This is a genomic window from Lentzea xerophila (genome assembly GCF_051094245.1).
Classification (GTDB): Bacteria; Actinomycetota; Actinomycetes; order Mycobacteriales; family Pseudonocardiaceae; genus Lentzea; species Lentzea xerophila.
The window spans coordinates 5449500-5474068 of the sequence record NZ_CP194934.1; the positions used below are offsets into that span (position 1 = coordinate 5449500).

The following is a 24569-nucleotide window of genomic DNA, read 5'->3' on the forward strand; positions in this document are numbered from 1 at the left end:
CTCGGCGATGCCGAGGCCTTGGTTGGGCGCAAGCCCCGCTACGAAAAAAGGGACGGCCCACCACGGGAAGCACGCCTGGTCCCATTATTCTGCGATCGAATCAGACGGCTCTGGGTAACCGTTTCGGCCGCACGCATCCGACATCAGCACAGCCTCGGTCTCAGTCCGCGATCTCGCCAACCTCCGCCACGAGCCCGTCAAAGACGGGAAGCTTTCCACGTCGGATCGGCTTCACGCAAGGGGCCAGGCCAAAGACTGTGGTAGTACCGCAATGACGACCAGCTTTTACTGCGGGCGTACCGGAAAAAGAAGAGTGACCATCGACGCGGGTGTCGACTACCCGTTACTCTACCGCTGCGACTCCTCACCGAAAGTAATCACCGTCGTGTCCCCACTTCCCCGAAACTGGCGCTGACCATCTTCACGTTGTCCCCTTTCGCCGCCACCCCGCGCCGGGATGAACGAAGCGCTGCACGACGGCGCCCGGGCCAATTCCAGCGGTACCGCCTATCGAGAGGCAGGGTGAACGATGCCGAGCGGGAAACGAATGAGAATTCCGGTCATCGCGGGGATCGTCGGCGTACTCGCGGCGACTGTCGTCCCGGTTGGCCATGCCACCGATCCGGCGGCCGCTTCCGGCGCGGCTCACGCGGTCACCCTCATCACGGGCGACCGGGTGGTCGTCGACGCGAACGGGTTGCCGTCGGTGCGGCCGGGGCCAGGCCGGGAGGGGATGGCGTTCTCCACCACCCGCCATGACGGCCACTTGACGGTCATGCCTGCCGACGCGATTCAGCTGGTGGCCAGTGGCCGAGTGGATCCCCGGCTGTTCGACGTGACCGCGTTGCTCGGCTTCAGCTACGACGACGCGCATCGGGACACCCTTCCGCTGATCATCACCCAGCCCGACGACGAAGCCCTACCTCGTGTGGCGGGCACGTCGGTGGTCCGCGACCTGCCGAGCATCAACGGGACGGCGATGCTCGGCGGCAAAAGCGACGCGACCGCGCTGTGGGAAGCCCTGACCGACGGCTCCGGCACGCGGACGACCGCAGCGGGCGTCGACAAGATCTGGCTGGACGGCCTCCGCAGAACAACGCTCGACCGCAGCACGGCTCAGATCGGCGCGCCCGCCGCCTGGAATGCCGGCCATACCGGCAAGGGCGTCAAGATCGCGATCCTGGACACCGGCGTCGACCAGACCCACCCCGACCTCGCCGACCGGGAAATCGCCGAGAAGAACTTCTCCGACGCCCCGGACAACATCGACCGGTACGGCCACGGCACGCACGTGGCGTCGATCGCCGCCGGGACCGGAGCCAGGTCCGGCGGCAAGTATCGCGGTGTGGCCCACGAGGGATCCCTGCTCGACGGCAAAGTACTCAACGACAACGGCTCCGGTCAGGAGTCCTGGATCGTCGCCGGCATGCAGTGGGCCGCCGAACAGGGTGCCGCCATCGTGAACCTGAGCCTGGGCGCCCAGGACACTCCGGGAACGGATCCCCTGGAACAAGCGGTCGACACGCTGTCTCGGCAGCACGGGACGCTGTTCGTCATCGCCGCCGGAAACACCGGCACCGACGGGTCGATCAGCTCGCCGGGCAGCGCGGACGCGGCGCTGACCGTCGGCGCCGTCGACCGCTCCGACGGCCTGGCGCCGTTCTCCAGCCGCGGACCTCGCCTGAGCGACGGCGCCATCAAGCCGGACATCACCGCGCCCGGCGTCGGAATCGCGGCTGCGCTGCACTCGGCCGGCACCATTGGTCAACCCGTCGAGCCCGGCTACGTCGCGTTGTCCGGCACGTCCATGGCGACTCCCCACGTCGCCGGGGCCGCTGCTCTGCTCGCCCAGCAGCATCCCGACTGGACCGGCGCACGGCTCAAGGCCGCTCTCACCGGATCCGCGAAACCCGGCCCCGGACTGACTCCGTTCGCGCAGGGTTCCGGCCGCGTCGAACTGCCCGCGGCGATCACCGGCACCGTGTACACCGAGCCCACCGGTCTCGGCTATGGGATCGTGCCCTGGCCGCACGACGATGACCGGCCGATAACGAAGTCCCTTACCTACCACAACAGTGGCGACGCCGCCGCCACTCTGGACTTGACCGTCGAGGGCATCGGACCCGACGGCAAGCCCGCCGACGGCGTGTTCTCCGTCAGCGAGAAGCAGATCACCGTGCCCGCCGGCGGGACCGCGAAGGTCAACGTCGTCGCCGACACGTCCGCCGGCACCCTGGACGGCATCTACAGCGGCGCTGTCCTCGCCACCGCGGGTGCGTCCTCGACCAGGGTCCCGGTCGCCGTCGACCGGGAGAAGGAGACCTACGACCTGAAGATCACCTTCCTGGACGAGGGCGGCAAGCCCACTTCGGCCTACGTCGCGAAACTACTCGGTCTGGATGACAACTCGCTCGTCAAGTTGCCCTACGCGGAAGACGGCAGCATCGAGCTCCGCCTGCCCAAGGGGCGCTACGCGCTGGACAACCTCGTCGCCGGACAGGGCCGACTGCACCTGGTGGCGTATCCGAACCTGGAGTTGACGAAGAACACCACGATCACCGTCGACACGCGGACCACGAAGCCCATCAGCGTCACCCCGCCTGGTCCGGCGACATTTCTCATGGCCGACGTCGGGTACTCACTGCGGACGGCGACCGGTCGCTTGAGCTCGACGATCCTGGTCCTGGCCGGGGGAAATCCGAGCCAGGCGTCGCTCGGCCATCTCGGCCCGCCCTCGCCGCCGGAAACCCTGACAGGTATCGCGAACACGGCGTGGACCGCCCCTGAGGACGCGTTCTACGGGCTCGCCTGGTTCCCTGAGAGCGTGGTACCCGCCGGCTTCACGAGAAAGGTGGCCAAGAAGGAACTGGCCACGGTCCACGCGCGGTTCGGCGCACCCGTGCCGGGCCGGTTCGGCTGGCGATCACAGATCCCGATGACCACCGACGGTACGTTCCTCTCGCCCGGCTCGGGACGGGAGGTGCCGCTGCCCGGCGCCGCGACCGAGTACGTCAACACCGACGGGGTTCGCTGGGCAGGAGTTCTGACACAGTGGAGCAGCAAACCCCATACCTACCCCTCCGACATGACGTTCAACGGCCCGCTGAGGACTTATCGTGCCGGGCGCGAGTACTCGGAGCGGTTCAACCACGGCGTGTTCGGGCCGGCGTTTCCGCCGTTGGGCAAGAACACCTGGGCGGACCGGCGGGGCAACGTCCTGGAAGTGTTCCTCCCGCTCTTCGGCGACTCGGCCGGCAACGGCGGGCTCCCCGGCGTCGGCGCAGGGAGCATCAAGCTGTATCGCGGTGAGAAACTGATCGGTGAATCGTCGGAACAGCTCGGATACGGTTTGTTCCGGCTGCCTCCGGAGAAGAGCGAGTACCGGATGACGACGTCCGTGTCCCGTCCGGCGGTGCTCGACGTGTCCACTGTGGTCACTGCGGAGTGGACGTTCCGCTCCGGTCACGTGGCCGGAGCCGAGTCGAAGGAGATCCCCCTGTGTGCCATCCGGTTCACACCCGAACTGGACGACACCACCAGCGCTCCCGCCGGCAGGCCGTTCCGCATCCCCGTCGCACTCCAGTGCAGCGACGGCAGCCGGCAAAGAGCACGCGATCTGACCGTCGACGTCTCCTACGACGAAGGTAAGACGTGGCGGCCTGCCGACGTCCGGGCGAACAGGACAGTCAAGGTCGACCACCCCGCCGACGCCACCTCCGTGTCACTGCGCGCTTCGGCCGCCGACGGACGTGGCAACACCATCCGCCACACCATCATTCGCGCCTACAAGCTCGCCTGACGGGTCGTGCGTGGCGATTCTTCTGCTGACCCGGTTCTACCGAACGCCACGTCGTTGATCATGCTGCGCGGTGCGTCCGCGCAGCATGATCGCGGGTAGGCCGGGCGCTGTCCGCGTAGCGGAGAGAGCGCTCCCGCAACGTTCAACTGGAATGCGGACGTTGTTCCCGTGGCCGTCAACGTCCCGTCCCGCCTGGCTCGGCATGCTGCCCCCAATCGAGGACCGAAGGGCAGGACGACATGGCCGAGCAGTCGGAGATCGGACGTCGAACGTTGCTGCAGGCCGCCTTCGCGGCACCGGCCGCGGGCGCGCTGCTCGGCCAGGGGACGGCCTCCGCCGCACCGGCCGACAGCGGTGCGCGGTTCACGATCGCCGTCCTGCCCGACACGCAGTACCTGCTCGACGAAGGCGGCTCGGACCCGGAGCCGGTGCGGGAGGCGTTGCGCAGCCTGGTGCGGAAGCGGCGTGAGGCGAACATCGTGTTCATGGCGCACCTGGGTGACGTCACGGAGCACGGCACCGAGGCGGAGATGCGGATCGCCGATGCGGTCTTCGACTCGGTCGGCGGCCGGCTGGACTACAGCGTGCTCGCCGGCAACCATGACGTGCGAGGCGACGACCAGCGCGGGCCCACGCCGTACTCGCGGACGTTCGGGGCGGAGCGGTTCGCGAGGATGAAGACGTTCGGCGGCCTCGCACCCGGCGGCTACAACAGCTTCCACGTCATCGACGCGGGCGGGCGGAAGTGGTTGCTGCTCGCGCTGGACTGGCGGGTGTCGGCCCAGGGAATCCAGTGGGCGCAAGGGATCCTGGACCAGCACCGGACCCTGCCCACCATCCTCACCACGCACGACCTCGTGGCGGGCAGCCCGCACGCGGAGCTGTCGGCGCACGGACAACACCTGTGGGACAACCTGATCCGGCGCAATGACCAGATCTTCCTCACGCTGAACGGGCACTACTGGCCGTCGGGACGCGTGACGCTCACCAACGACCACGGCAATCCCGTGCACCTGCACATCACCAACTACCAGGAGCGCTACTACGGCGGCGCCGGAATGGTGCGGTTCTACTCGTTCGACCTGGCACGAAACGTGATCGACGTCGAGACGTTCTCGCCGTGGCTGCTGAACCGGCGCGGCACCGTGCCGGAAGCCGAGACGGCGGAGCTCAGCGGTGCGATCGACAGGTTCACCGTCGAGATCGACTTCCGCAACCGGTTCGCCGGTTTCGCACCGCCGGTCGTGCCCCCGCCACGCCCCGCACGCGCGGTGCTGGTGAGGAACACGTTGGCGTACTGGAGGTTCGACGCCGAAGGCCTGCCGAACGCGCGCGAGGGCGCCCTCCCCGCCGGCACGGTCGCCCGTGACCTCACGGGCAACGGCAACGACCTCACCGCGCACCACCTGAACGGCACCGATGTGCTGACGTGGTCGCGCGACCACCACGACGCCCAGCCCGCGCACGCCAGCCTGTCCTTCGCCGGCGGCAAGAACCCCGACCGCTGCGCGATCCTGCGCACCTCGACCAGCGCGCCCCTCAACAGCGCGAAGTTCGAGTCCGGTTACACCATCGAGACGTTCCTCAAGCTCCCCAACCCCTTCGAGGGCGACCACGCGTTCATGGGCGTCCTGAGCTGGGAGGGCCGCGCCGGTGACGCGGGCAAGCACAGCGGCTGGTCGGACGACGAACCGACGTGCAGCCTGAACGTGTCCGGTGAACGGTTCCTGCAGTTCGTCGTCTACCCCGTACCCGGCGACGCCGACCCCACGTCGTGGAGCCACGCCATCCCAATCGGACGGTGGACCCACGTCGCGGTGGTCAACGACGGCCGCCGCACCACCATGTACGTCGACGGCGCCAAGATCGCCCGCAACGCGGCCGAGGAGTCCAGGGGCATCACGACGCAGGGCAAGCCGTTCGTCATCGGCGCGACCCAGTTCGCCCTGCGGTACGGGCACGGTTTCTACGGTTCGATCGGCGACACCCGCATCGTGGGCCGCGCACTGCGCCCGAGCGAGTTCCTGACCGGGCGGTAGCGCTGGGACGGCGTACACCTCGCCGGCCGTCAGCCGTCCGGGTCGCGCACCACACTGATGTCGTCCCGGCTGGCGAACGTGCCGGTGCCCGGCGTGCACCAGCGAGCGGCCCGGTTGACGCGACCGGTCCACCTGGGCTCATAGCCGCGTGCGTGGCACCGGTCCGCTGTCCGCGACGATCTTCCTGACCCCCTCCTCTGAGGCGGGATGGCAGTACGTCCGCTACCAGGTCACCGGAAGCTGGTACAGGCCATAGACGTTCGCGTCATCCTTGAACGGCAGCTCGTCGATGTCCATCGCCAGCTCCAGCGTGGGGACGCGGCGGAACAGCGTGTCGAACACGATCTGCAGCTCCATCCGAGCCAGGTTCTGGCCCAGGCACTGGTGCGGCCCGAAGCCGAACGCGACGTGGTTGCGTGCGCCGCGCGCGATGTCGAGCTCGTCCGGGTTCTCGAACGCCCGTGGGTCCCGGTTGGCCGAATAACCGAGCGCCAGCACTCCTTCGCCGGCGCGGATCAGCTGCCCGCCGACCTCGATGTCCTCGACGCACAGCCGGGCCGTCGCCACGTCGACGATCGTGAAGTACCGCAGCATCTCCTCGACCGCGTTGCGCGTGGTGCCCGGGTCTGCCTTGATCATCGCGAGCTGCGCCGGGTTGCGCAGGAACGCCACGGTCGACAGCGAGATCATGTTCGCCGTCGTCTCGTGGCCGGCCACGAGCAGCAGGAAACCCATGCCGGCCAGTGCAGTCCGCCGGTAGGTGCCGTCCGCGCGCAGCTTGACGATCTGCCGCCCGAGCAGGTCGTCCGGCGGGTTCTCTTCCTTCTCCGCGATGAGGTCGGCCATGTAGCCCTGGATGGCCCTCATGGCCGCCCACCGCTCCTCGGGCGGCGTCGACTGCTTGATCACCTTCACCGTGTGTTCCTGGAAGAACTCATGGTCGGCGTACGGCACACCCAGCATCTCGCAGATCACCAGTGACGGGACCGGCAGCGACAGCGCGTCCACCAGGTCACCGGGCCGCGGCCCGGCCAGCAGCGCGTCGATCCGCCCGTCGACGATCTCCTGGATCCGCGGCCGCAGCGCCTCCAACCGCCGCACCGTGAACTCGCCGAGCACGGCCCTGCGCGCCGGCCCGTGCTCGGGTGCGTCCATCTCGATCAGCGTGCGCTCGTCGTCCGGCCGCCGGGACGCCGCCTCGCCCCTGACCAGCTGCGGGAAGTCCGGGTGCTGCCGGTCGGCGCTGAACCGCCGGTCGCTCAGCACGGTTCGCACGTCTTCGTGGCGGCTGACCGCCCAGGCCCACCCGCCGCCGGGCAGACGAACCCGCGAGACCGGCTCCTCCTCGCGGATCTCTTCGTACGCCGGCGGCGGCGCGAACGGGCACGTACGGGCCATCGGGAACTCGTGCTTCTCAGTGGTAGTCATGACTTTCCTTCCACGACGTCACGGGCGAAGTTCGGTTCCGCCGCTGCCAGTCGCGGTACCGAGACGCCCAACCGTCGTGCTTCGGCCAGGACGTCCCGGCAGACCGCACGCGGCTCCTCGGCGTCGGGGTCGGAGTGCGCCGCGAAATTCACGCGCGCGGGCGCGACATGAGCAGTGAGCCAGGCGAGCACGGGGGCCATCAGCCAGGCGGGCACCCGGAACAGCAGCAGACCTCCCTGGTGCCGTCGCAGGTCGAGGCCGCGTGCCTGCAGGAGCGGCAGCAGCTCGCGGCCAGCCAGCAGCCCCTCGCGCAGGTCGCCCGTCGCCCCGGCCAGCTCTGACAGGGAACCCAGCCGCAGGGCCTGCGAGAACAGGCCGGCATCCGACACGAAATGGACCCACAGCCAGCCGCGGAAGTCAGGCTGCTCCCTGATCCGGAGCCCGGCCTCGCGAAACACCTGGCGCACGGCCCGCTCCCGGTCGGTCAGAGGCTGGCCGAGGGTGCCGAAGATGACCGACGGAAACAGCGCCCCACGGAGCACGCCGTCCGCGCCGAAACCCCCACCGGCGTGGGGAAAGCCCCAGGCGACCTGCTCGACGGGGAGTGCGCCGATCGCGTCCAGCGGCTCGGTCCAGATGTTGCCGAAGACCAGCACCGTGGCCTGGCCGACACGCGGCGCCAGGAAGGCCGTCGCCTCCGCGAGGCGGTGGTGCGGCACGCTGAGCACGATCAGGTCGAAGTCGTGGTCCGGCTCCAGCGCCTCGCGGTAGCGCACCGGCCACGTCTCGACGACGCGCTGCCTCCACACCCGGCGCCGCGTGTCGAACACGTCGAGGTCCACCGCGTCTCCGTACGTCGCCGCGCGACCCGGCCGGACGTAGAACTCGACTTCATGCCCCGCCGATTGCAGGACCCAGCCGTAGAAGGTGGCGATCACGCCTCGGCCGAACATCAGGATCTTCACGCTGCACCTCGTGGGGTACGATCGATCTGGAGATCATCTCCACTTTCAAAATATGGAGGTTATCTCCATTTGTCAACGCGAGGTACGTGCATGACCGCCGACAAGCCGCTGCGGGCCGACGCCCAACGCAACCGCGATCTCCTGATCGCCAAGGCACGAGAGGTCTTCGACGCCGGCGACTTCTTCGACCTGCGCTTCGATGACTTCGCCCGCCTGGCCGGCGTGGGCACCGGCACGCTGTACCGCCACTTCCCCACCCGGGAGGCACTGGCCGCGGCGGTCTACCACGACGAAGTAGCCGCGCTGTGCGACCGCGCCCGCCAGCTACAGGGCACGCTGCCCGCGGCGGAGGCTTTGGCGACCTTCCTGCGCGGCATGGTCGACCACATAGATGCCCACCAGGGCCTGGCCCGGACGCTGGCCACGCTCATGGCCGATCACTCGGGCACCCTCGCCGAGGACAGCCAGGCGCTGGAGCAGGCTGTCGCCGACCTGGTGGCCGCCGCCGCGCGGGACGGCGCCGTTCGCGACGACGTGGATTCCGGTGCCGTGATGATGGCGCTGCACGGCATCGGCGCGGCCCATGACCGCCCCCGCTGGCGGGCCGAGGCCGACGATCTCATCACCCTCGTGCTGGACGGGCTGCGCCGCCCGCTATGACGAGGTGCACCACGAGCTCGCCTGCCGCGAGCGAAGGATCCGGTCAGGGGTACGGCGGCGACGATGTGGTCCGGGGTGGTCACCCTTGAGCTGGTTCGCCTCGCGGACAAGTCCGTTGCGCAGCACTGCTTCGGGAACGCCGTCCGTCATGGGCTGCGCCCCAGAAGCGTCGCTGACAGCGGCAGGTCGCGGCCACATTGCCGCTGACCTCGTCGACGTGCCGCAGCACGGCCAGGCGCCGGCGAGCACGCCTGGCCAGGTCCTTCTCACGCCATATCCGCTCAGCCATTGGGCTTCCTCCACCCCTGGGGCCTGCCGCGCCCCGGAGAATGAGCGGGCCGCTGCGTCGCGAAGTGCTCGGCGAGAGGCATGCCATGTGAGAGCCACACCCAACCGCGCGGTGGGCAGCCGATGAGAGAGCGCCCCGCCGAACACCTCGACCGGGGCCTGGCCGGGCACCGATCGTGCCACCAGTAAACAAGTAGCCGACGAGCGGACGACTGCACAGCGTCATTCGGCGCGTGAGAGTCCGCGGCGGAAGGCACCATGCTCGGGTCGGAGCGTCAACCGAACAGCGGGCTCTGCAACCAGGCCCAGTCGGTCAGCCCGACCTGGCCGGCCACGAGCCACAGGCCACCCATCAGCCACAGAGTCACCCCGAGGACGATGGCGGTGACGACGAGCACCACGAACTGGACCAGGCGGTTCTGCCGACGGACCCAGGCGGTCCAGCCGTCGTAGTGCCGGCGCGCGTAGCGCAGGAGCCGGTGGGCCCAGACGAATTCGGTGGCGAGGATTACCAGGCCGGCGAACACGATGAGCCAGCCGGGGCCGGGGTAGGGAATGGCGAGTACTCCGAGCCCGAGAACGGCGAACCCGACCACGGTGACGCAGACCTGCCAGGCTCGGCGCAGCGTGGGACGGTCCTCGATCCGGATGCGGATCGCACGCAGATGACCTTTGACGAGGGCAAGGTGGGTTCGGGCGCCGCCAAGGGGCCGGCGTCTGCGGGGCCGGCTCGCGGCGCCGTCGTCGATCGCCTCCGGGGCGGTGGGCCGAGTCGGAGACGAGGTCGGGGAAGTGGGGGCCTGCTCCATGGAGGTCCTGTCCGATGCTGGTGGAGAGGAAGCCCGTCCGGGCCGGGGCGCCGGCTGCTGCCTCACCGACGGCGGGCGGGATCCGCCGGCTAGGGAGTGGGGCTCGGCTCGTGCCGCAGCACGGCAGTCGGTGTGGCGAGCGGGAGGTCGGCCGTCGTGGCCGGGCGGCGACGAGGGATGAAGGCGGCAACGGCAAGGGCGAGCAGCGCCGCCGACGCGCCGGCCAGCAGGACGGTGGTGAACGCGGCCGGGTCCGGGACGGCACGCCCGTTCACCGTCGTGGTCCCGGCGGCCAGGAGCAGCCCGGTCACCGCGCCGGCGGTGGAGGTGCCCAACGACCGGCAGAGGTTGTTCAGGCCGTTGGCCGCCGCGGTCTGACCGGCGGGGACCGCGTCCATGACCAGCGAGGGCATTGCCCCGTAGGCGAGTCCGATGCCGGATCCGACAAGGGCGGTGCAGACGAGCAACTGCCAGAGCTGGGCGTGCCACAGCGCCGCGAAGCCGTAGCTGCACGCGAGGACCAGGGCACCGGACATGAGCGTCACCTTCGGTCCGAAGTGGACGGTCATCCTGGCCGACACCGGCGACATGGCGATCATGCACACTCCGCCCGGCGCCTGCAGGAGGCCGGCGACGAGCATCGACTCGCCGAACCCGTACCCCGTCGTCGTGGGCGCCTGCAGGAGCTGGGTGAACACCAGCGAGTTGGTCAGCATGGCGAAGCCGAAGACCAGCGAAGCGGTGTTGGTGAGCAGGACCTGCGGCCGGCGGCTCACCCGCAGGTCGATGAGCGGCTGCGGTGTGCGCAGCTCCCACACGCCGAACAGCACCAGCAGCGTGGCCGCGCCCGCGAACGACCCGAGGGTGAGGCCGCCGGTCCATCCCCAGGTACCGCCCTGGGAGACAGCCAGGAAGAGGCAGACCAGCGCGCCCGAGAGCAGCAGCGCCCCCAGCGGGTCGAACCGGCCGCCCCGCGACCGCGACGCACGGGGCACGACGAGCAGGACGAGAACACCCGCCGCGGTGGCCAGTCCGCCCGCGGCCCAGAACAGGACCCGCCAGTCGGTGTACTGCGCGAGCAACGCCGACAGCGGGATTCCCAGCGAGGCACCGACGCCGAGTGACGTGCTCATCACCGATGTCGCGGAGGCCAGCCGGCGCGGCGGCAGGTGGTCGCGGAGCAGGCTGATGCCCAGGGACACCACACCCGCGGCGGTGCCCTGCAGAGCGCGACCGGCGACGAACCAGCCCCATGAGGCGCTGAGCGCCGTCACCGCGGAACCCATGACCAGCAACGAGAGGCACCACAGCAGAACGCGCCGCTTGCCCCACATGTCGGCGAGCCGGCCGGCGATCGGGATGGACACCGCCCCCACGATCAACGTGGTCGTCACGGCCCACGAGGCGTTGCCGGGGGTCGTGTGCAGCAGCGCCGGTAGGTGCGGGAGCAAGGGGATGACGAAGGTCTGCTGCAACGACACCGTGATCCCCGCGAAGGCGAGCACGGCGATGAGCGTCCTCGGTGGCGGAGTCATGGGTTCCGGCTGGTTCACGGGGTCACTCCGCCGGCTTGTGGCTGGTGTTCCCCACGCCTCCGCCGGCGTCCGCGTGCTTCGGGAGGAACCGCTTGGTGCTGCGGCGGAAGGCCCACACGATGACGATCACGACGAGCGCCGACAGCGGCGTGCCCATCGCGATGCGGGCGACACCGAGCGCGCTGGTGTTGTCGTTGAGGTAGAGCCACTGCTGGAGGGCGAACCGGGCACCCAGCACGGTGGCGGCGGCGAGAGTGGCGATGGTGTGCGCACGAAGGACCGCCCGATCGGTCCGCCACCGGTGTTTGCGGCCGTGCACGAAGTTCCAGATGACGCCGGTGACCGGCCGGCGGAGCAGCACCGAGCCGAGGGTGATCACGAAACCCGCCAGGTAGGCCCAGATCCCCACCGCGAAGTAGTTCTTCGCCGACCCGGTCAGTGCCACGATCCCGGCGGCGATCGCGACGCCGGCCAGGCTGCCGGCGGCCGAGATCCAGCGCTCACCGCGCACGAGCCGGAACACCATCAGTCCCGCCCCCGTCAGCAGGGCGACGGTGAGCGTCACCGGTAAGGGGAGGAAGAGGTTCGCCGTCACGAACACGACCACGGGGACAGCGGAGTAGATGAAGCCCATCCGCGTGCCCATGCGGGCGAGCATCGCCTCTTCTCGGGTGGGACCCGCGTCGGAGGGTGAGGTCGTGTGGTCGTCGTCCATCGTGTCGTGTTGCCGCAGCTTGGTCATGGCTGTCTCGTCCTTTCCAGCGGTAGGCCGGAGTTGGCGGGAGTTCAGGAAGTGGTGGTGGCGGCGCGCGTGGGCGCCGACGTCCGGGCGAACGCGATGGCTTCGTCGAAGCGGGCGCGTTGGGCGATGAGCCGGCGGTACTTCATGACGTGGCGGTGCCCGTTCAGGGTCAGCACCCCGGTCAGCCGGTCACCCTCGCGGTACAGCGCGACGAAGTGGTCGCCGGCCGGGTCGCCCGAGACGATCTCGAGACCGTCTTCTGTCGGGACACCGGCGAACTGGATGCGCGAGCCGTACCAGTCCGACCAGAAGTACGGGACCGTCGAGTAGGGCTGGAGGTCTTCCGGTGACACCGCGTTGCGCGCGGCGCGCGCCCCCTGCTCGGCGGCGGCGGACCAGTGCTCCACCCGCATCGAGCGGTCGAACAGGAGGTTGTGCCAGCGGGCGACGTCCCCCGCGGCGTAGATGCCGGGGGCGCCGGCACGGAGGAACTCGTCGCAGACCACGCCGTCGTCGACGAGCAGTCCGCCGCCGGCGAGCCAGTCCGTGCGGGGAACCGCCCCGATCCCGACGACGACCAGATCGGCGCCGATCACGGTGCCGTCGGTGAGGCGGACGCCCTCGACCCGGTCGGTGCCCTCCACCGCGGCCACGGCCTCTCCGCAGAGCAGCACGGTGCCGTTGCGAGTGTGCAGCGACGACAGCGCGGTACCGAGGTCGGGGCCGACGGAGCGGACCAGCGGGGTCGGGAGCGCCTCCACGATCGTCGCCGGCGAACCACGCTGCCGGGCGGCCGAGGCGACCTCGGACCCGATGAACCCGGCCCCCACGACAACGGTGCGAGCACCCTCGTCCAGAGCATGGCGAACCGCGCGTGCGTCGTCGAGCGTCCGCAGGACGTGCACACCTGCCAAGCCTTCTGTGCCGGGCAGGCCACGGGCCGCGGCGCCGGTGGCGATGACCAGCGCGTCGTAGGCCACCTCCGCACCGCCGGCGTGCACGACCTGGGCGTCCGGATCGAGTCCGGTGGCCGGGGTGCCGAGCAGGAGTTCCACGTTCAGCTCGTCGACGAGCTCCGCACGGGTGCGGAAGGTCACCGGATCGGTCGGGCCCGCCGGGGCCAGCAACTGCTTCGACAGCGGCGGCCGGTCGTAAGGGAGGTGCGACTCGTCGCCGATCAGGGTGACGCGGCCGGCGAATCCGGCTTTGCGCGCGGCCTCGACCGCACGCAGACCCGCGAGCGAGGCGCCGACGACCACGAGCGAGCGGGGTTCCGTGTGGCCCGTCGGGGCGTTCACGGTTCCAGCCTCAGCGCCAGGGCCGGGCAGCCCTCGACGGCCTCGGTCACCTCGTCCAGGGCGCCTTCGGGCACCTCGGCCGACAACACGACCAGTTCACCGTTGTCGTCCACCTCGAACACGGTGGGCGCGAAGGACTCGCAGATTCCGATGCCGGTGCACCTGGCCCGGTCCAGGACGATCCTCATCGGACACCGGCCTTCTCGTTCACGGCACCCAGGCGGACGTGCATGGTCCGGACGCCGGGCACCATGGTCGAGCGCATCCGCAGCACCTCACCGGTGAGCTCGACGCGGTCGAAGCGGGCGAGGAACTCCTCGAAGAACACGCGGGCCTCGAGCCGGGCCAGTGACAGGCCCAGGCACGCGTGCTCGCCGGTGCCGAAGGCCAGGTGCGGGTTGGGCCGGCGGGTGATGTCGAACCGCTCGGCGGTGTCGCCGAAGACGTCCTCGTCGCGGTTGGCGGCGCCGTAGAGCAGCACGACCGCCTGTCCCTTCTTGATGGTCTTGCCGCGCAGTTCGACGTCCTCGGTGGCCCAGCGGGTCATGTGCGTGACCGGGGAGACGTAGCGCAGCATCTCCTCGACCGCGGAGGAGATCAGGCTCGGGTCGCCGACGAGCATCCGCAGCTGCCCGGGGTGGTTGATCAGCGCGATGGTGCCCAACGCGATCAGGTTGCGCGTGGTCTCGTTGCCGGCGACGAGCAGCAGGTGCAGGAACGACATGAGCTCGTCGTGGGACAGGCTCTCGCCGTCGACCTCGGCATCCATGAGGATCGAGATGAGGTCGTTGGTGCGGCGCTGCTCCCGCAGTTCGATCAGCTGGCGGAAGTAGGTGGTCAGTGCCCCGAACGCCTCCTGCGAGCTCAACGTGATGCCGGGGTCGGCAGAGCCGACGGAGGCGTCGGACCAGGCGCGGAACTGCTCCCAGTCCTCGGCCGGTGCCCCGAGCAGGTCGGCGATGATGCGGACGGGGACCTTCGCGACGAGCCCCTCGGCGTACTCCAGTTCGACGCCCGCCTCCGCGGAGTCGAGCACACCGCGCACGATCGCGCGGACGTCGGGCTCCATCGCGTTGATGTGCCTCGGGGTGAAGCCCTTCGAGATCAGCTTGCGCAAAGCGTTGTGCCGCGGTGGATCGGTCGTGATCAGCATCGGGCGCGGGTCGGCCGCCCGAGGCTTGCCGTCGGGCATCAGCACCCCCTTCGCCGACGAGAACAGGTGCGGCCGCGAGCCGATGAACTTGATGTCCTCGTAGCGGGTGATCCCCCAGAACCCGCCGTTGGCGCTGGTCCAGTGCACCGGCGAGTTGTGGCGCAGGTCCCGGTAGGCCGGTGCCGGATCACCGATGTAGAAGTCCGGCAGGTGCAGCGGGTAGTTCGGTTCCACGCGCGGTTCCCTTCAGAGGTGATGTGGAGTGGCGACGCGCTCCGGCATGGTCGTCAGGAGCTTCGGCCGCCGTTCAGATAGGATGCACAGTACACATATACTATGCGGTCGTCTACACGTATCTCGGCAGTGGTTCCGGTGCTACCGCTCAAGTCGGCCAAGTGCCAGGACAGGCGCTCGCGTACATTGCTTTAGGCAGCGGTGTACACGTGAATCCGCATCGGGCGGTGCAGCGTGGACCGCGCGACCTCTCCGCCAGCTCGACGATTGGACGCGGTGACGCCGGCATGACGACCCACGGTGACGCAGGTGCTTCGACCCCTCCTTCGACGGGCCGGGAAGGACGCGGGCCGATGACGCGCCAGACGCTCGAGAACCGGGTCTTCGACGCGATGGCGTTGCTCACGCGGACGACGGAGGACTTCTTCGAGCGGACCGCCGGCGGCATCTCGGCCGGGCTGCGCCGCGGCACCGCCTCGCCGCTGTTCGTACTGCACCGCACCGGACCGCTGCGGGTGTCGCAGCTGGCCGAGGAGCTCGGCCTCGACCGCACGACGGTGACACGCCACCTCGACGACCTGGAGTCCCGCGGCCTGGTGACCCGGCAGCCCGACGAGCGGGACCGGCGCGCGATGGTGGCGAGCCTGACCCCGGCGGCCCAGGACTTCCTCGACGACATGAGGGTGCGCAACAGGGCGCTGATCCGGCGCATCTGCGCCGACTGGACGCGCGAGGAGCGGGCGGTGTTCGGGCGGCTGCTGCCGCGCTTCGCCACCGAGGGCGAGAAGGTGTTCGGCAGCGCGGCGATGCCGGGAACCGGGGCGCCTCAAGGCCGTTCGCGTGGGACCGACCGGGGTCCGGTCGAACGGGCGTGAAGCGCGAGGCCGAGACCAAGCTGGTCTGAGTTGGGCTGGACGAACCGTCGTGGTCGCGCCGGCCGTCCAGGTAGCCGGTGGCGCAGTCGACGAGCTGGGGTTCGGGTCGATCACCCCCAGGTGAGGAGATGCGCGACAAGCGGATCAGGGGTGCAGGCACGGTCTGGACCGTGCTCGTTTCGCTGTGATGACACTGTCCGCTCAGTCGTCGGAGCATCTGAACACCTCACTCGCGGCATGAGCGGGTATGGGCTGTCGGCCTGCGAGGGCTCGCCCCGGATCACTGTTAGCGCTAACGTAATCCGTGTCGCCAGATTCGCGTCACCTCGGATTGATCACAAAGAACAGCAGCTCAACGCGTTTTCGAAGCGACCATGGTCGAACACATCGATAGCACACTTCCTGTTAGCGATAACAGAAAGCCTTGTCGGCTGCGCCTGTCGTCGTTATCGTGCGGAGAGCGCTTTCGGTGATGTAGCCCGGAACACGACCGGTGGTCCACTCCGATTCCCGCTCGCGAGGAGGCGAGGCATGGGCTCACGCACGCAGACGCCCTTCCGGGCGGCCGACGTCCTGGCACCGCACAGATCACCACTCCGGCACCGGACGTTCTGCCACTCGCGCTGACACTGCTCCACACCCCACCAGCCGACGCGTCCACCGCGGATCGGCAACACACCCGCGCCGCCGCAACCACTCGCCAGAAGTCGAGGACATCGTGGTCTCATCGATGAAACGCGTTTTGACACCGCTGCTGGCCTTAGTCGTCACCATCGCGGTGGCACCGTCCGCGTCGGCGGCCTACCCCGCCCCGGGCCGAGTCACCGGTGACATCGGCGTGCACGACCCGAGCGCCGTCAAGCGCTCGGACGGCAGCTACCTGATCGCGCACACCGGCAACGGAATCGCGCTCAAGACCTCCACCGACCGCATCGCGTTCCGCAACGCCGGCGCCGCCTTCCCCGGCGGCACGCCGTGGGCCAACACCTACACGGCGAACAGCCGCAACCTCTGGGCGCCGGACATCTCCTACCGCAACGGCCAGTACTGGATGTACTACTCGGCCTCGACGTTCGGCTCCAACCGCTCGGCCATCTTCCTGGCCACCAGCCCCAGCGGCAACTCCGGCACGTGGGCCAACCGCGGCCTGGTCATCGAGTCGCGCACCAGCGACAACTACAACGCCATCGACCCCGACCTCGTCGTCGACGACCAGGGCCGCTGGTGGCTGAGCTTCGGCTCCTTCTGGTCCGGCATCAAGATGATCGCGCTCAACCCGTCGAGCGGCCTGCGCTCCGACTCCACGATCCGCGCCATCGCCGGCCGCAACGGCGGCGCCATCGAGGCACCGAACATCGTCAAGCGCGGCAACCATTACTACCTCTTCGTCTCGTTCGACCGCTGCTGCCAGGGCGCCGCCAGCACCTACCGCGTCATGGTCGGCCGCTCCACCAGCGTCGCCGGCCCCTACGTCGACCGCAACGGCACAACGCTGACCTCCGGCGGCGGCACCGAGATCCTCGCCGGCCAGGGCGGCATCCACGGCACCGGGCACCAGGACGTGCTGGCGGACAGCGACAGCGACGTGCTGATCTACCACTACTACGCGGACAACGGCGCGTCCCTGCTCGGCATCAACCTGCTGGCGATCGACTCCGCCGGCTGGCCCTACGTCCACTGACGCATGTGCCTGACACCCATGCAGCGCCTCGCAGGGAGAAGAGCATGATCTCGATCGCCAGCCGTCGTGGACGACGGCGGACCACCCTCGTCCTGGCCACCACCACCGCGTTGCTCGGCGGGATCACCTCCGCCCTGCCACCGGCGGTGTCGGCGGCCACAGTGGACACCAACGCGTCGTACGTACTGGTCAACCGCAACAGTGGCAAAGCTTTGGACGTCTACGAACTCGCCACCAACGATGGCGCCCGGATCTCGCAGTACGCGCGCAACGACGGGGCGTGGCAGCAGTGGCAGTTCATCGACTCCGGCGGCGGCTACTACCGGCTCAAGTCCAAGCACAGCAACAAAGTCCTCCAGATCTCGGGCAGCTCGACAGCCGACGCCGCCGACCTGGTGCAGTGGACCGACAGCAACGCGACCAGTCAGCAGTTCCGGCTCGCGGACTCGTCCGGCGGGTACGTGCGGCTGCTCAACCGCAACAGCGGCAAGGCCGTCGAGACCTACGAGTGGTCCATCGCCGACGGCGCGCGGGTCGTGCAGTGGCCCGACACCGGCGGCGCGAACCAGCAGTGGCAACTGGTGAAGCTGGGCGCGCCGGCGGCGGGAACGTTCACCAACCCGATCAAGCGCAACGGCCCGGACCCCTGGCTGCAGTACCACAACGGGTACTACTACCTGGCTACGACGACGTGGAACTCCACGATCACCATGCGCCGATCTCGCATCCTCGCCGGGCTGTCGAGCGCAACCGACCAGGTGATCTTCAACCTGTCCGGCCGCCCGAACGGATGCTGCAACATGTGGGCGCCGGAGTTCCACCTCCTCAACGGCCGCTGGTACCTCTACTACGTCGCCGGACAGAACGTGCCGGACTACAACCCCACCCAACGGCTGCACGTGCTGGAGTCCTCCGGCACCGATCCCATGGGGCCCTACAGCTTCAAGGCCGACCTGGGCAACACCTGGGAGCTGGACCCGAGCATCCTCCAGCACGGCGGCAAGCTGTACCTGATGGGCAGCGCGATGGACGGCACCCAGTCGTTGACCATCACCCCGATGTCGAACCCCTACACGCTCAGCGGCGCGCGGCGCACGATCAGCCAGCCGACGCTGTCCTGGGAGCGGCAGACCGGTGCCGTCAACGAGGGCGCTGAGCCGTTGTACCGCAACGGGAAGGCGATGATCGTGTACTCGGCCAGTGCGTGCTGGGGTCCGGACTACAAGCTGGGACTGCTCACGCTCACCGGGTCCGACCCGCTCAACCGGTCGCACTGGACGAAGTCGCCGAACCCGGTGTTCCAGCGCAACGATGGCAACGGCGTGTTCGCCCCTGGCCACAACGGGTTCTTCAAGTCACCCGACGGCACCGAGGACTGGATCGTCTACCACGCCAACGACAGCGCCGCCGGCGGCTGCGACATGAACCGTTCGACGCGTGCTCAGAAGTTCACCTGGAACTCCGACGGCACGCCGAACTTCGGCACCCCGGTCCGCCTCGGCACGCGGCTCGCCGCCCCGTCCGGCGAACCCGCGGCCTGACCGACCACCCCTCCGATGGCCGGCGGCCCTCGCCGCCGGCCATCCCGTTCGCTCCCGATCGATGGCGTTCGTGCTGAGCGCGGTGAACCCGTTCTTCTCGATCTCCGCGCTGATGGGGTGACCCTTCAGAGCTTGCCGACGCCCGCGCCGGCCGTGACGGACGACTTGACGCTGCCGACGTTCTCCGCGGTGTAGCTGTACGGGATGGGCGCGACGGTGCCGTTCGTCTCGCACGGACCAGAGTTCGTGAGCGAGTTGTTGCGTGCCACCAGCCGGCCGGGATCGGAGTCGGCGTACCCGCTCGCGGACCAGCACGCCTGCTGCACGTTCTCGAAGACGTTGCCTTCGACGAGCAGACCGGCGTCCATCAGGGACGCGATCGCGTACGAGGCGGAGTTGTTGTTGACGTTGGTGTAGTAGTTGTTGAAGACGTGGACCGTTTCGCCGAAGCGCACTCGCGGGCTTCGCTCGAAGGTCCGGTCGAACCAGTTGTGGTGGTAGGTGACCCGCAGATGGCCGCGGTCCTCACCGGCGTTGCTGTCGGAGTGGCCGACCAGCGAGGTCTTCCAGTGGTTGCGGACGACGTTCCACGACACGGTGATGTAGTCGGCGCCGTGGGTGATGTCGAGCATGCCGTCGTAGTAGTCGGGGTCGTTCTCGATGGTGCTGGACATCGTGTTGTGGTCGATCCAGATGTGCGTGGCGTTCTCGATCTGGATCGCGTCGTTGCCGCGCACGCCGCGGATGTTCATGTTCTGGATGATCACGTTGGCGGGCTTCATGTCCTCGATGTTGAGGGTGGTGCCGGAGATGCCGGAGCTCGCGCCGACGCCGCGGATCGTCTTGCCGGCGGTGATCTCGACGGTGCCCGAGCCGCTCAGCATGCCGTTGACCAGGATCGTCTTGGCGCCGCTGGACTGCGCCTGGGTCCGGAAGTCGGCGAACGTGCTCACGGTGACCGTGGTGCCGCCCGCGCCACCGGTCGTGCCACCGGCCTCGGCGGCCCAGCCGACGAGCCCGCCAGGTGGTTGCGGAGTGGTGCCACCGGCCTCGAAGTCGAGGTGGTCGACGTTGGGCAGGCCGTTCGCCGTGGTCGGGTTCAACCGGATGGTGTTGGTACCCGCGTTCACCTGGACAGTCAGAGTCTTGGTCACCCAGCTCGACCACGCCCCGGTGCCCTCGAACGACGGCGTCTGCACCGTGGAACCGTTCACGACGAGGTCGGCCGGTCGGGCGGTGGTGGTGCCGTTGGCGAACCGGACGCCCAGCGTCGCCGTGCCGGATGTCGCCGCGTTCACCGTGAACTGGGCGTAGCCGCTGGTGGAGTTGGACCCGTTGCAGAATCCCGTGCCCGAGAAACCGGACCAGTTGGAATCGATCGTGCCGGAGCAGACCGCCGGTGAGGCCTCCGCCTCATATCGCGCAGGCGCGGCCTGCGCGGTCGACGACGCCGCCGCGACCAGTGCGCCTCCCAGCAGGCCAACACACGCAATCAGGGTTTTCACGCGCATGGTAAGTCTCCGTGATCTACTCGTCGCGAAACAGGTTGGGACGCGATCCGGGAGCGCTCACCGGCACATTAACGCGACGTTTCTGAAAACCGCAACGCTCAACTCGCGGAAACCTCAAAGATTCACGCTGGTGAACCGGTGGGAATAGCTGGATCAAGCAGCTCGCAGGCCAGCGCTTCCGCAGACCAAAGGCCCACGAGACAGGCTGAGGTTCACAAGCGTGACCAGGCGGTGCCAGACTCTGTTCACAAGTATGACCCTCCAGCCTTTATCGAACGACACCGGTGATCAATTCGAATGGCGATGACCTGGACATTCGACTTGTTCGACCTGGAGCACGGTGGCGCGACACAAATTCATCGTTGACCTGGCTGCGGAAAACCTCATAGCATCCGCCAGGAAATCGGTTTCAACCGCCCGGATTTCGACAGCTTCCGCCGCCACGGAAGAGGTCCGGCCGGACCTCTTTTCCCTTGAGGCGTTGAGGAGTGAAGTCGTCATGGGCACACCGGAGCATTCTGCGCGCTCGGCGAGAAAGCGGGGCGTGCGCAGTGGACTCGTCTCGGGAGGCGCGGTCGTCGCGTTGGTCACCACGCTCGCGGTGTGGCCCAGCATCGCCGCGCCCGCGAACGCCGCGATCGGCGCGGGCACGTACTCGGTGAGGAACGGCGGCAGCGGGCAGTGCCTCGACGCGGGCGCGAGTCCGTCCAGTGGCACGCAGCTCCGGCAGGAAGCGTGCGCCGGCCAGGAGTGGGTGCTGGCAGAGGTCGGCGGCGGGTTCCGGATCAGCGCGGGTGGACTGTGCGTCGGCGTGCGGGACGCGTCGACCAGTGCGGGCAAGCCGATCCAGCTGGAGGCGTGCAGCGGCGCCGCGAGCCAGGTGTGGGCGCTGACCGCGAGCGGCGGCAACTACCGCCTGGTCAACGCCAACGGCGGCAAGTGCATGAACGTCAAGGACAACGCCACGACGGCAGGAGCGTTGGTGCAGACCAACTCCTGCGACGGCGCGGCCACCAAGCAGTGGACGCTCGCGCCGGCCGGCGGTGGACCGACGAGCACGACGACTTCTACCACCACCACGACCACCACCGGCCCAACCACGACCACCACCGGCATGCCGCCCGCCGACGCGCTGTACGTCTCGCCGACCGGCCGTGACGGCGCGAGCGGGTCGATCTCGGATCCGACGACACTGACGTCCGCCCTCCCCCGCGTAGCCGCGGGCGGCACGATCTTCCTGCGTGGCGGCACCTACAGCTTCTCGCAGACGGTGACGATCCCGCAGACCAACAACGGCACGTCCAGCGCCCGCAAGAAGCTGATGGCCTACCAGGGCGAGAAGCCTGTGCTGAACTTCTCGGCGCAGTCCGAGGACCCGGCCAACCGCGGTCTGGCCGTGAACGGCTCGTACTGGCACGTCTACGGCGTCACCGTAGAACGGGCCGGTGACAACGGCATCTTCGTCGGCGGCAGCAACAACATCTTCGAACGAACCATCACCCGCTTCAACCGCGACACCGGCCTGCAGCTCTCCCGGATGCTGTCCAGTACGCCGAAGGACCAGTGGCCGGCCAACAACCTGATCCTCAGCGCGGAGTCACACGACAACGCCGACTCCGACGGTGAAGACGCCGACGGCTTCGCCGCGAAGCTGACCTCGGGGCCGGGCAATGTGTTCCGCTATTCGGTGGCGCACAACAACATCGACGACGGCTGGGACCTCTACACCAAGTCCGGCACGGGCGCCATCGGCGCGGTCACGATCGAGGACTCCCTGGCGTACGAGAACGGCACGCTGAGCAACGGCGGCCAGGCGGGAGCCGGTGACCGCAACGGCTTCAAGCTCGGCGGCGAGGACATCGCCGTACCGCACGTCATCCGCCGCACCATCGCGTTCGACAACGGCAAGCACGGCTTCACCTACAACCGCAACCCCGGCACCATGACCGTGTCGAACAACCTCAGCATCGACAACGATCAGCGCAACTTCTCCTTCGACGCCGGCACCTCCGTATTCCGGAGCAACACCTCCTGCCGCAGCAGTAGCGGCACCAACGACAAGACCGTGGGCAACGCCGACAGCACCAACCAGTTCTGGACGGGTACCAACGGTTCCCGCTGCGCCGGCTACACGGGCGCGCTCGGCTGGTCCTTCGCCACCGACGGCAGACTCCTCGTCACCCTCGGCGGCAAGCCCGTCGCGCTCTGACCGAACCACCGCCGCCACTTCGAGCCGGGCCGGGTCGGCACGTCAGCCGTGCCGGCCCGGCCCGGCCTCCTCCGCGAACGGGCAAGCCCGGCGGCGACGGCGCTCGCCTACCTCGGAGCGTACGAAGTGATCGGGACGAATGGGAGCGCTGCCGACAGCAGCAGGCCGACGAACAGTGGGGACAGAAGGGGGAGGGCGAGCAGCTTCCCTGGATCGTGTCCGACGAGTTGTGGGGGCGGAGCGAGCCGCTGCTAGGGCCGGTATCGAAGTCCCGTTCGATGAGAGTCGCGCCTGAGGTGGTTTCTGGTGGTGCGGCCGGACGGCCCGCATACCGGTGTTGTATGTGGGCCGTCCGGCCGTGCCGCCAGGGGCCGCCTCAGGCCCGGCTATCGCGGACATGGACTTCGATACAGGCCCTAGTTCTTGGTCAGCGGTTGCGGGGTACGAGTTCCAGGCGGCGTACTCCAGAGAAGCAGGCCGAGATTCGTCTCGGCCTGCTTCTCTGCTTTGAGACTTGTCCTCATTCACCGTTTGCGGGATCAGCAGCTCGGAGCAACCGGGTCGTTCGAGCCGGTGTCGACGAAACCGTCGCTGATCCACATGCCGTCTTCGAGCCGGTTCCACAGATCGGTGCGGCCCCAGACACCCTCGACGGCCTCACCGCGGCTGGTGCACGCGATGGACACCACCGCGCCGTCCGCGACCGTGCCCTCGACCGAGTAGCTCAGGCCGGGGCCGGACCGCAGGTTCACCGTGCTGTTCGGACCCGCGTCGACCGTGCCGGTGGGCAGCGTCGTACCACCACCGCCGTAGTTAGTGATCCGGCCGCCGACGGACACGCGCGTGCTGCCGCGTTGCGCATAGCCGGCGTACGCCCGCGAGCCTTCGTAGAACGTCCAGCCGCCGATCGTCATCCCGTTGACGCTCATGTGGGTGTTGCCGCGCAGCAACGAGAAGTGCACGTGCGCGCCACTGCTCGAACCGCCGCACGGCAGTTCGTTGCCGATGTTGCCGAGGTACGTGCCGGTGCGCACGGCGCTGCCGTCGGCGAGCGTCGTCAGGTTGTACATGTGGTAGTAGGTGGTGCTGTAACCGTTGTCGTGCACGACTTTCACGAGTGCACTACGGCCGACGATGCAGCTCTTGTAGACGCGGCCGTTGCCGGCGGACAAGACTCGGCCGTCGCCGCCGTTGAAGTCGATGGAACTGAACGGCCGGCTGTTGCCGCTGTTGCCGTGCGGACCGCCGCCCATCCACCACGCCACGTTCACCGGCCACGGCAGACCGAGGCCGGTGGGCGCGAGCGCCTGCGCGCGGTTGTTCTGGTTGGCCGCGAACGTGCGCTTCTCACCGTCGCTGAGCACGCCGGACGGCGCCTGGGCTGCGAGAGCGGAGAATCCGGCGGTACCGTCGAGCTCGACCCGCCACGCGGACCGTTCCTTGCGGGCCAGGAACAACGCCATGTGCGGTGCCCCGTGCTCCTGGCCATCGGCCATCGGGATGGTGGTGCTGCCGAACACCCACGCACCGGACCTGCGGGTCGGCTCGAACAGCGGTTCACGCAAGGTCTGCGTGTCCCACTGCCGCTTCAGCGCGTCGCCGTGCTGCTGGAGCATGGTGGCGCGAACGGTCGTGGCGAGGTCGGTCTCGGCGGCCGTCGCGGACGGCGCGGCCAGCACCGCCGCACCGGTCGCGAGAGCGGAGAGAAGCGCGGCGAATCGGCGCGCGGACAACGGACGGGACATGTGCCCTCCAGCGGAAATCGGCACAGTGCAGGGATTCGGCGGCTCTTGCAGGGGCCG

At 68.9% G+C, this 24569-nt stretch carries 17 protein-coding genes; 7 read left to right on the forward strand and 10 right to left on the reverse strand.

Translation table 11 applies throughout. From position 1 onward, the window contains the following. Positions 1–547: 547 nt before the first annotated feature. Together ACRSBM_RS26100 and ACRSBM_RS26105 are read left to right on the forward strand one after the other, a co-directional pair. Entirely contained in the window at positions 548–3799 is a 3252-nt protein-coding gene (locus tag ACRSBM_RS26100) for a S8 family serine peptidase (protein WP_434446964.1), read from the forward strand. A gap of 239 nt (positions 3800–4038) precedes the next feature. Further along, entirely contained in the window at positions 4039–5838 is a 1800-nt protein-coding gene (locus ACRSBM_RS26105; protein ID WP_434446966.1) for a LamG-like jellyroll fold domain-containing protein, read from the forward strand. A gap of 222 nt (positions 5839–6060) precedes the next feature. Here ACRSBM_RS26105 and ACRSBM_RS26110 read toward each other — a convergent pair whose 3' ends face one another. Beyond that, positions 6061–7266, reverse strand: a complete 1206-nt coding sequence (locus ACRSBM_RS26110) for a cytochrome P450 (RefSeq protein ID WP_434446968.1) — start codon at positions 7264–7266, stop codon at positions 6061–6063. Beyond that, a complete protein-coding gene (locus ACRSBM_RS26115; protein WP_434446970.1) occupies positions 7263–8231 on the reverse strand; it encodes a ketopantoate reductase family protein in 969 nt (322 codons plus the stop codon). The genes ACRSBM_RS26110 and ACRSBM_RS26115 overlap by 4 nt, the downstream gene beginning before the upstream one ends. Before the next feature lie 90 nt (positions 8232–8321). Between ACRSBM_RS26115 and ACRSBM_RS26120 the strand changes: the two genes are divergently transcribed. Then, positions 8322–8891 carry a TetR/AcrR family transcriptional regulator gene (locus ACRSBM_RS26120; protein ID WP_434446972.1) on the forward strand — a complete coding sequence of 190 codons (570 nt, stop codon included), beginning with the start codon at positions 8322–8324 and terminating at the stop codon, positions 8889–8891. Between the two features lie 563 nt (positions 8892–9454). On the opposite strand, the gene ACRSBM_RS26125 is transcribed toward ACRSBM_RS26120, so the two are convergent. The 6 genes from ACRSBM_RS26125 to ACRSBM_RS26150 all read right to left on the reverse strand — a co-directional run bounded on the left by ACRSBM_RS26125 (position 9455) and on the right by ACRSBM_RS26150 (position 14950). Further along, complete coding sequence (locus ACRSBM_RS26125) at positions 9455–9988, reverse strand: TIGR02611 family protein (protein ID WP_434446974.1); 534 nt, start codon at positions 9986–9988, stop codon at positions 9455–9457. Positions 9989–10077: 89 nt separating this feature from the next. Continuing rightward, positions 10078–11541, reverse strand: coding sequence for an MFS transporter (locus ACRSBM_RS26130; RefSeq protein WP_434446976.1), 1464 nt, complete (start codon positions 11539–11541; stop codon positions 10078–10080). A gap of 4 nt (positions 11542–11545) precedes the next feature. Beyond that, positions 11546–12265 carry a DUF3159 domain-containing protein gene (locus ACRSBM_RS26135; protein ID WP_434446978.1) on the reverse strand — a complete coding sequence of 240 codons (720 nt, stop codon included), beginning with the start codon at positions 12263–12265 and terminating at the stop codon, positions 11546–11548. Positions 12266–12309: 44 nt separating this feature from the next. Continuing rightward, a complete protein-coding gene (locus ACRSBM_RS26140) occupies positions 12310–13563 on the reverse strand; it encodes an NAD(P)/FAD-dependent oxidoreductase (protein ID WP_434446980.1) in 1254 nt (417 codons plus the stop codon). After that, positions 13560–13751, reverse strand: coding sequence for a ferredoxin (locus tag ACRSBM_RS26145; protein WP_434446981.1), 192 nt, complete (start codon positions 13749–13751; stop codon positions 13560–13562). Before ACRSBM_RS26145 ends, ACRSBM_RS26140 begins: the two co-directional genes overlap by 4 nt. Next, positions 13748–14950: a cytochrome P450 gene (locus ACRSBM_RS26150; RefSeq protein WP_434446983.1), complete on the reverse strand. Its 1203-nt coding sequence runs from the start codon at positions 14948–14950 to the stop codon at positions 13748–13750. The genes ACRSBM_RS26145 and ACRSBM_RS26150 overlap by 4 nt, the downstream gene beginning before the upstream one ends. A 353-nt stretch (positions 14951–15303) precedes the next feature. Here ACRSBM_RS26150 and ACRSBM_RS26155 point away from each other — a divergent pair, with 353 nt between their 5' ends. From ACRSBM_RS26155 to ACRSBM_RS26165, 3 genes are all read left to right on the forward strand, one after another. After that, positions 15304–15825, forward strand: coding sequence for a MarR family winged helix-turn-helix transcriptional regulator (locus tag ACRSBM_RS26155; protein ID WP_434446985.1), 522 nt, complete (start codon positions 15304–15306; stop codon positions 15823–15825). A 730-nt stretch (positions 15826–16555) separates the two neighbouring features. Further along, positions 16556–17506, forward strand: coding sequence for an arabinan endo-1,5-alpha-L-arabinosidase (locus ACRSBM_RS26160; RefSeq protein WP_434446987.1), 951 nt, complete (start codon positions 16556–16558; stop codon positions 17504–17506). A gap of 44 nt (positions 17507–17550) precedes the next feature. After that, the gene (locus ACRSBM_RS26165; protein ID WP_434446989.1) at positions 17551–19047 is read left to right on the forward strand and encodes a family 43 glycosylhydrolase; all 1497 of its coding nucleotides are present in this window, start codon (positions 17551–17553) and stop codon (positions 19045–19047) included. A 125-nt stretch (positions 19048–19172) separates the two neighbouring features. On the opposite strand, the gene ACRSBM_RS26170 is transcribed toward ACRSBM_RS26165, so the two are convergent. Next, positions 19173–20558: a carbohydrate-binding protein gene (locus ACRSBM_RS26170; RefSeq protein ID WP_434446990.1), complete on the reverse strand. Its 1386-nt coding sequence runs from the start codon at positions 20556–20558 to the stop codon at positions 19173–19175. Positions 20559–21102: 544 nt separating this feature from the next. Here ACRSBM_RS26170 and ACRSBM_RS26175 point away from each other — a divergent pair. After that, entirely contained in the window at positions 21103–22767 is a 1665-nt protein-coding gene (locus tag ACRSBM_RS26175; RefSeq protein ID WP_434446992.1) for an RICIN domain-containing protein, read from the forward strand. Between the two features lie 539 nt (positions 22768–23306). Here ACRSBM_RS26175 and ACRSBM_RS26180 read toward each other — a convergent pair. Continuing rightward, complete coding sequence (locus ACRSBM_RS26180) at positions 23307–24512, reverse strand: peptidoglycan DD-metalloendopeptidase family protein (protein WP_434446994.1); 1206 nt, start codon at positions 24510–24512, stop codon at positions 23307–23309. Positions 24513–24569: the final 57 nt, after the last annotated feature.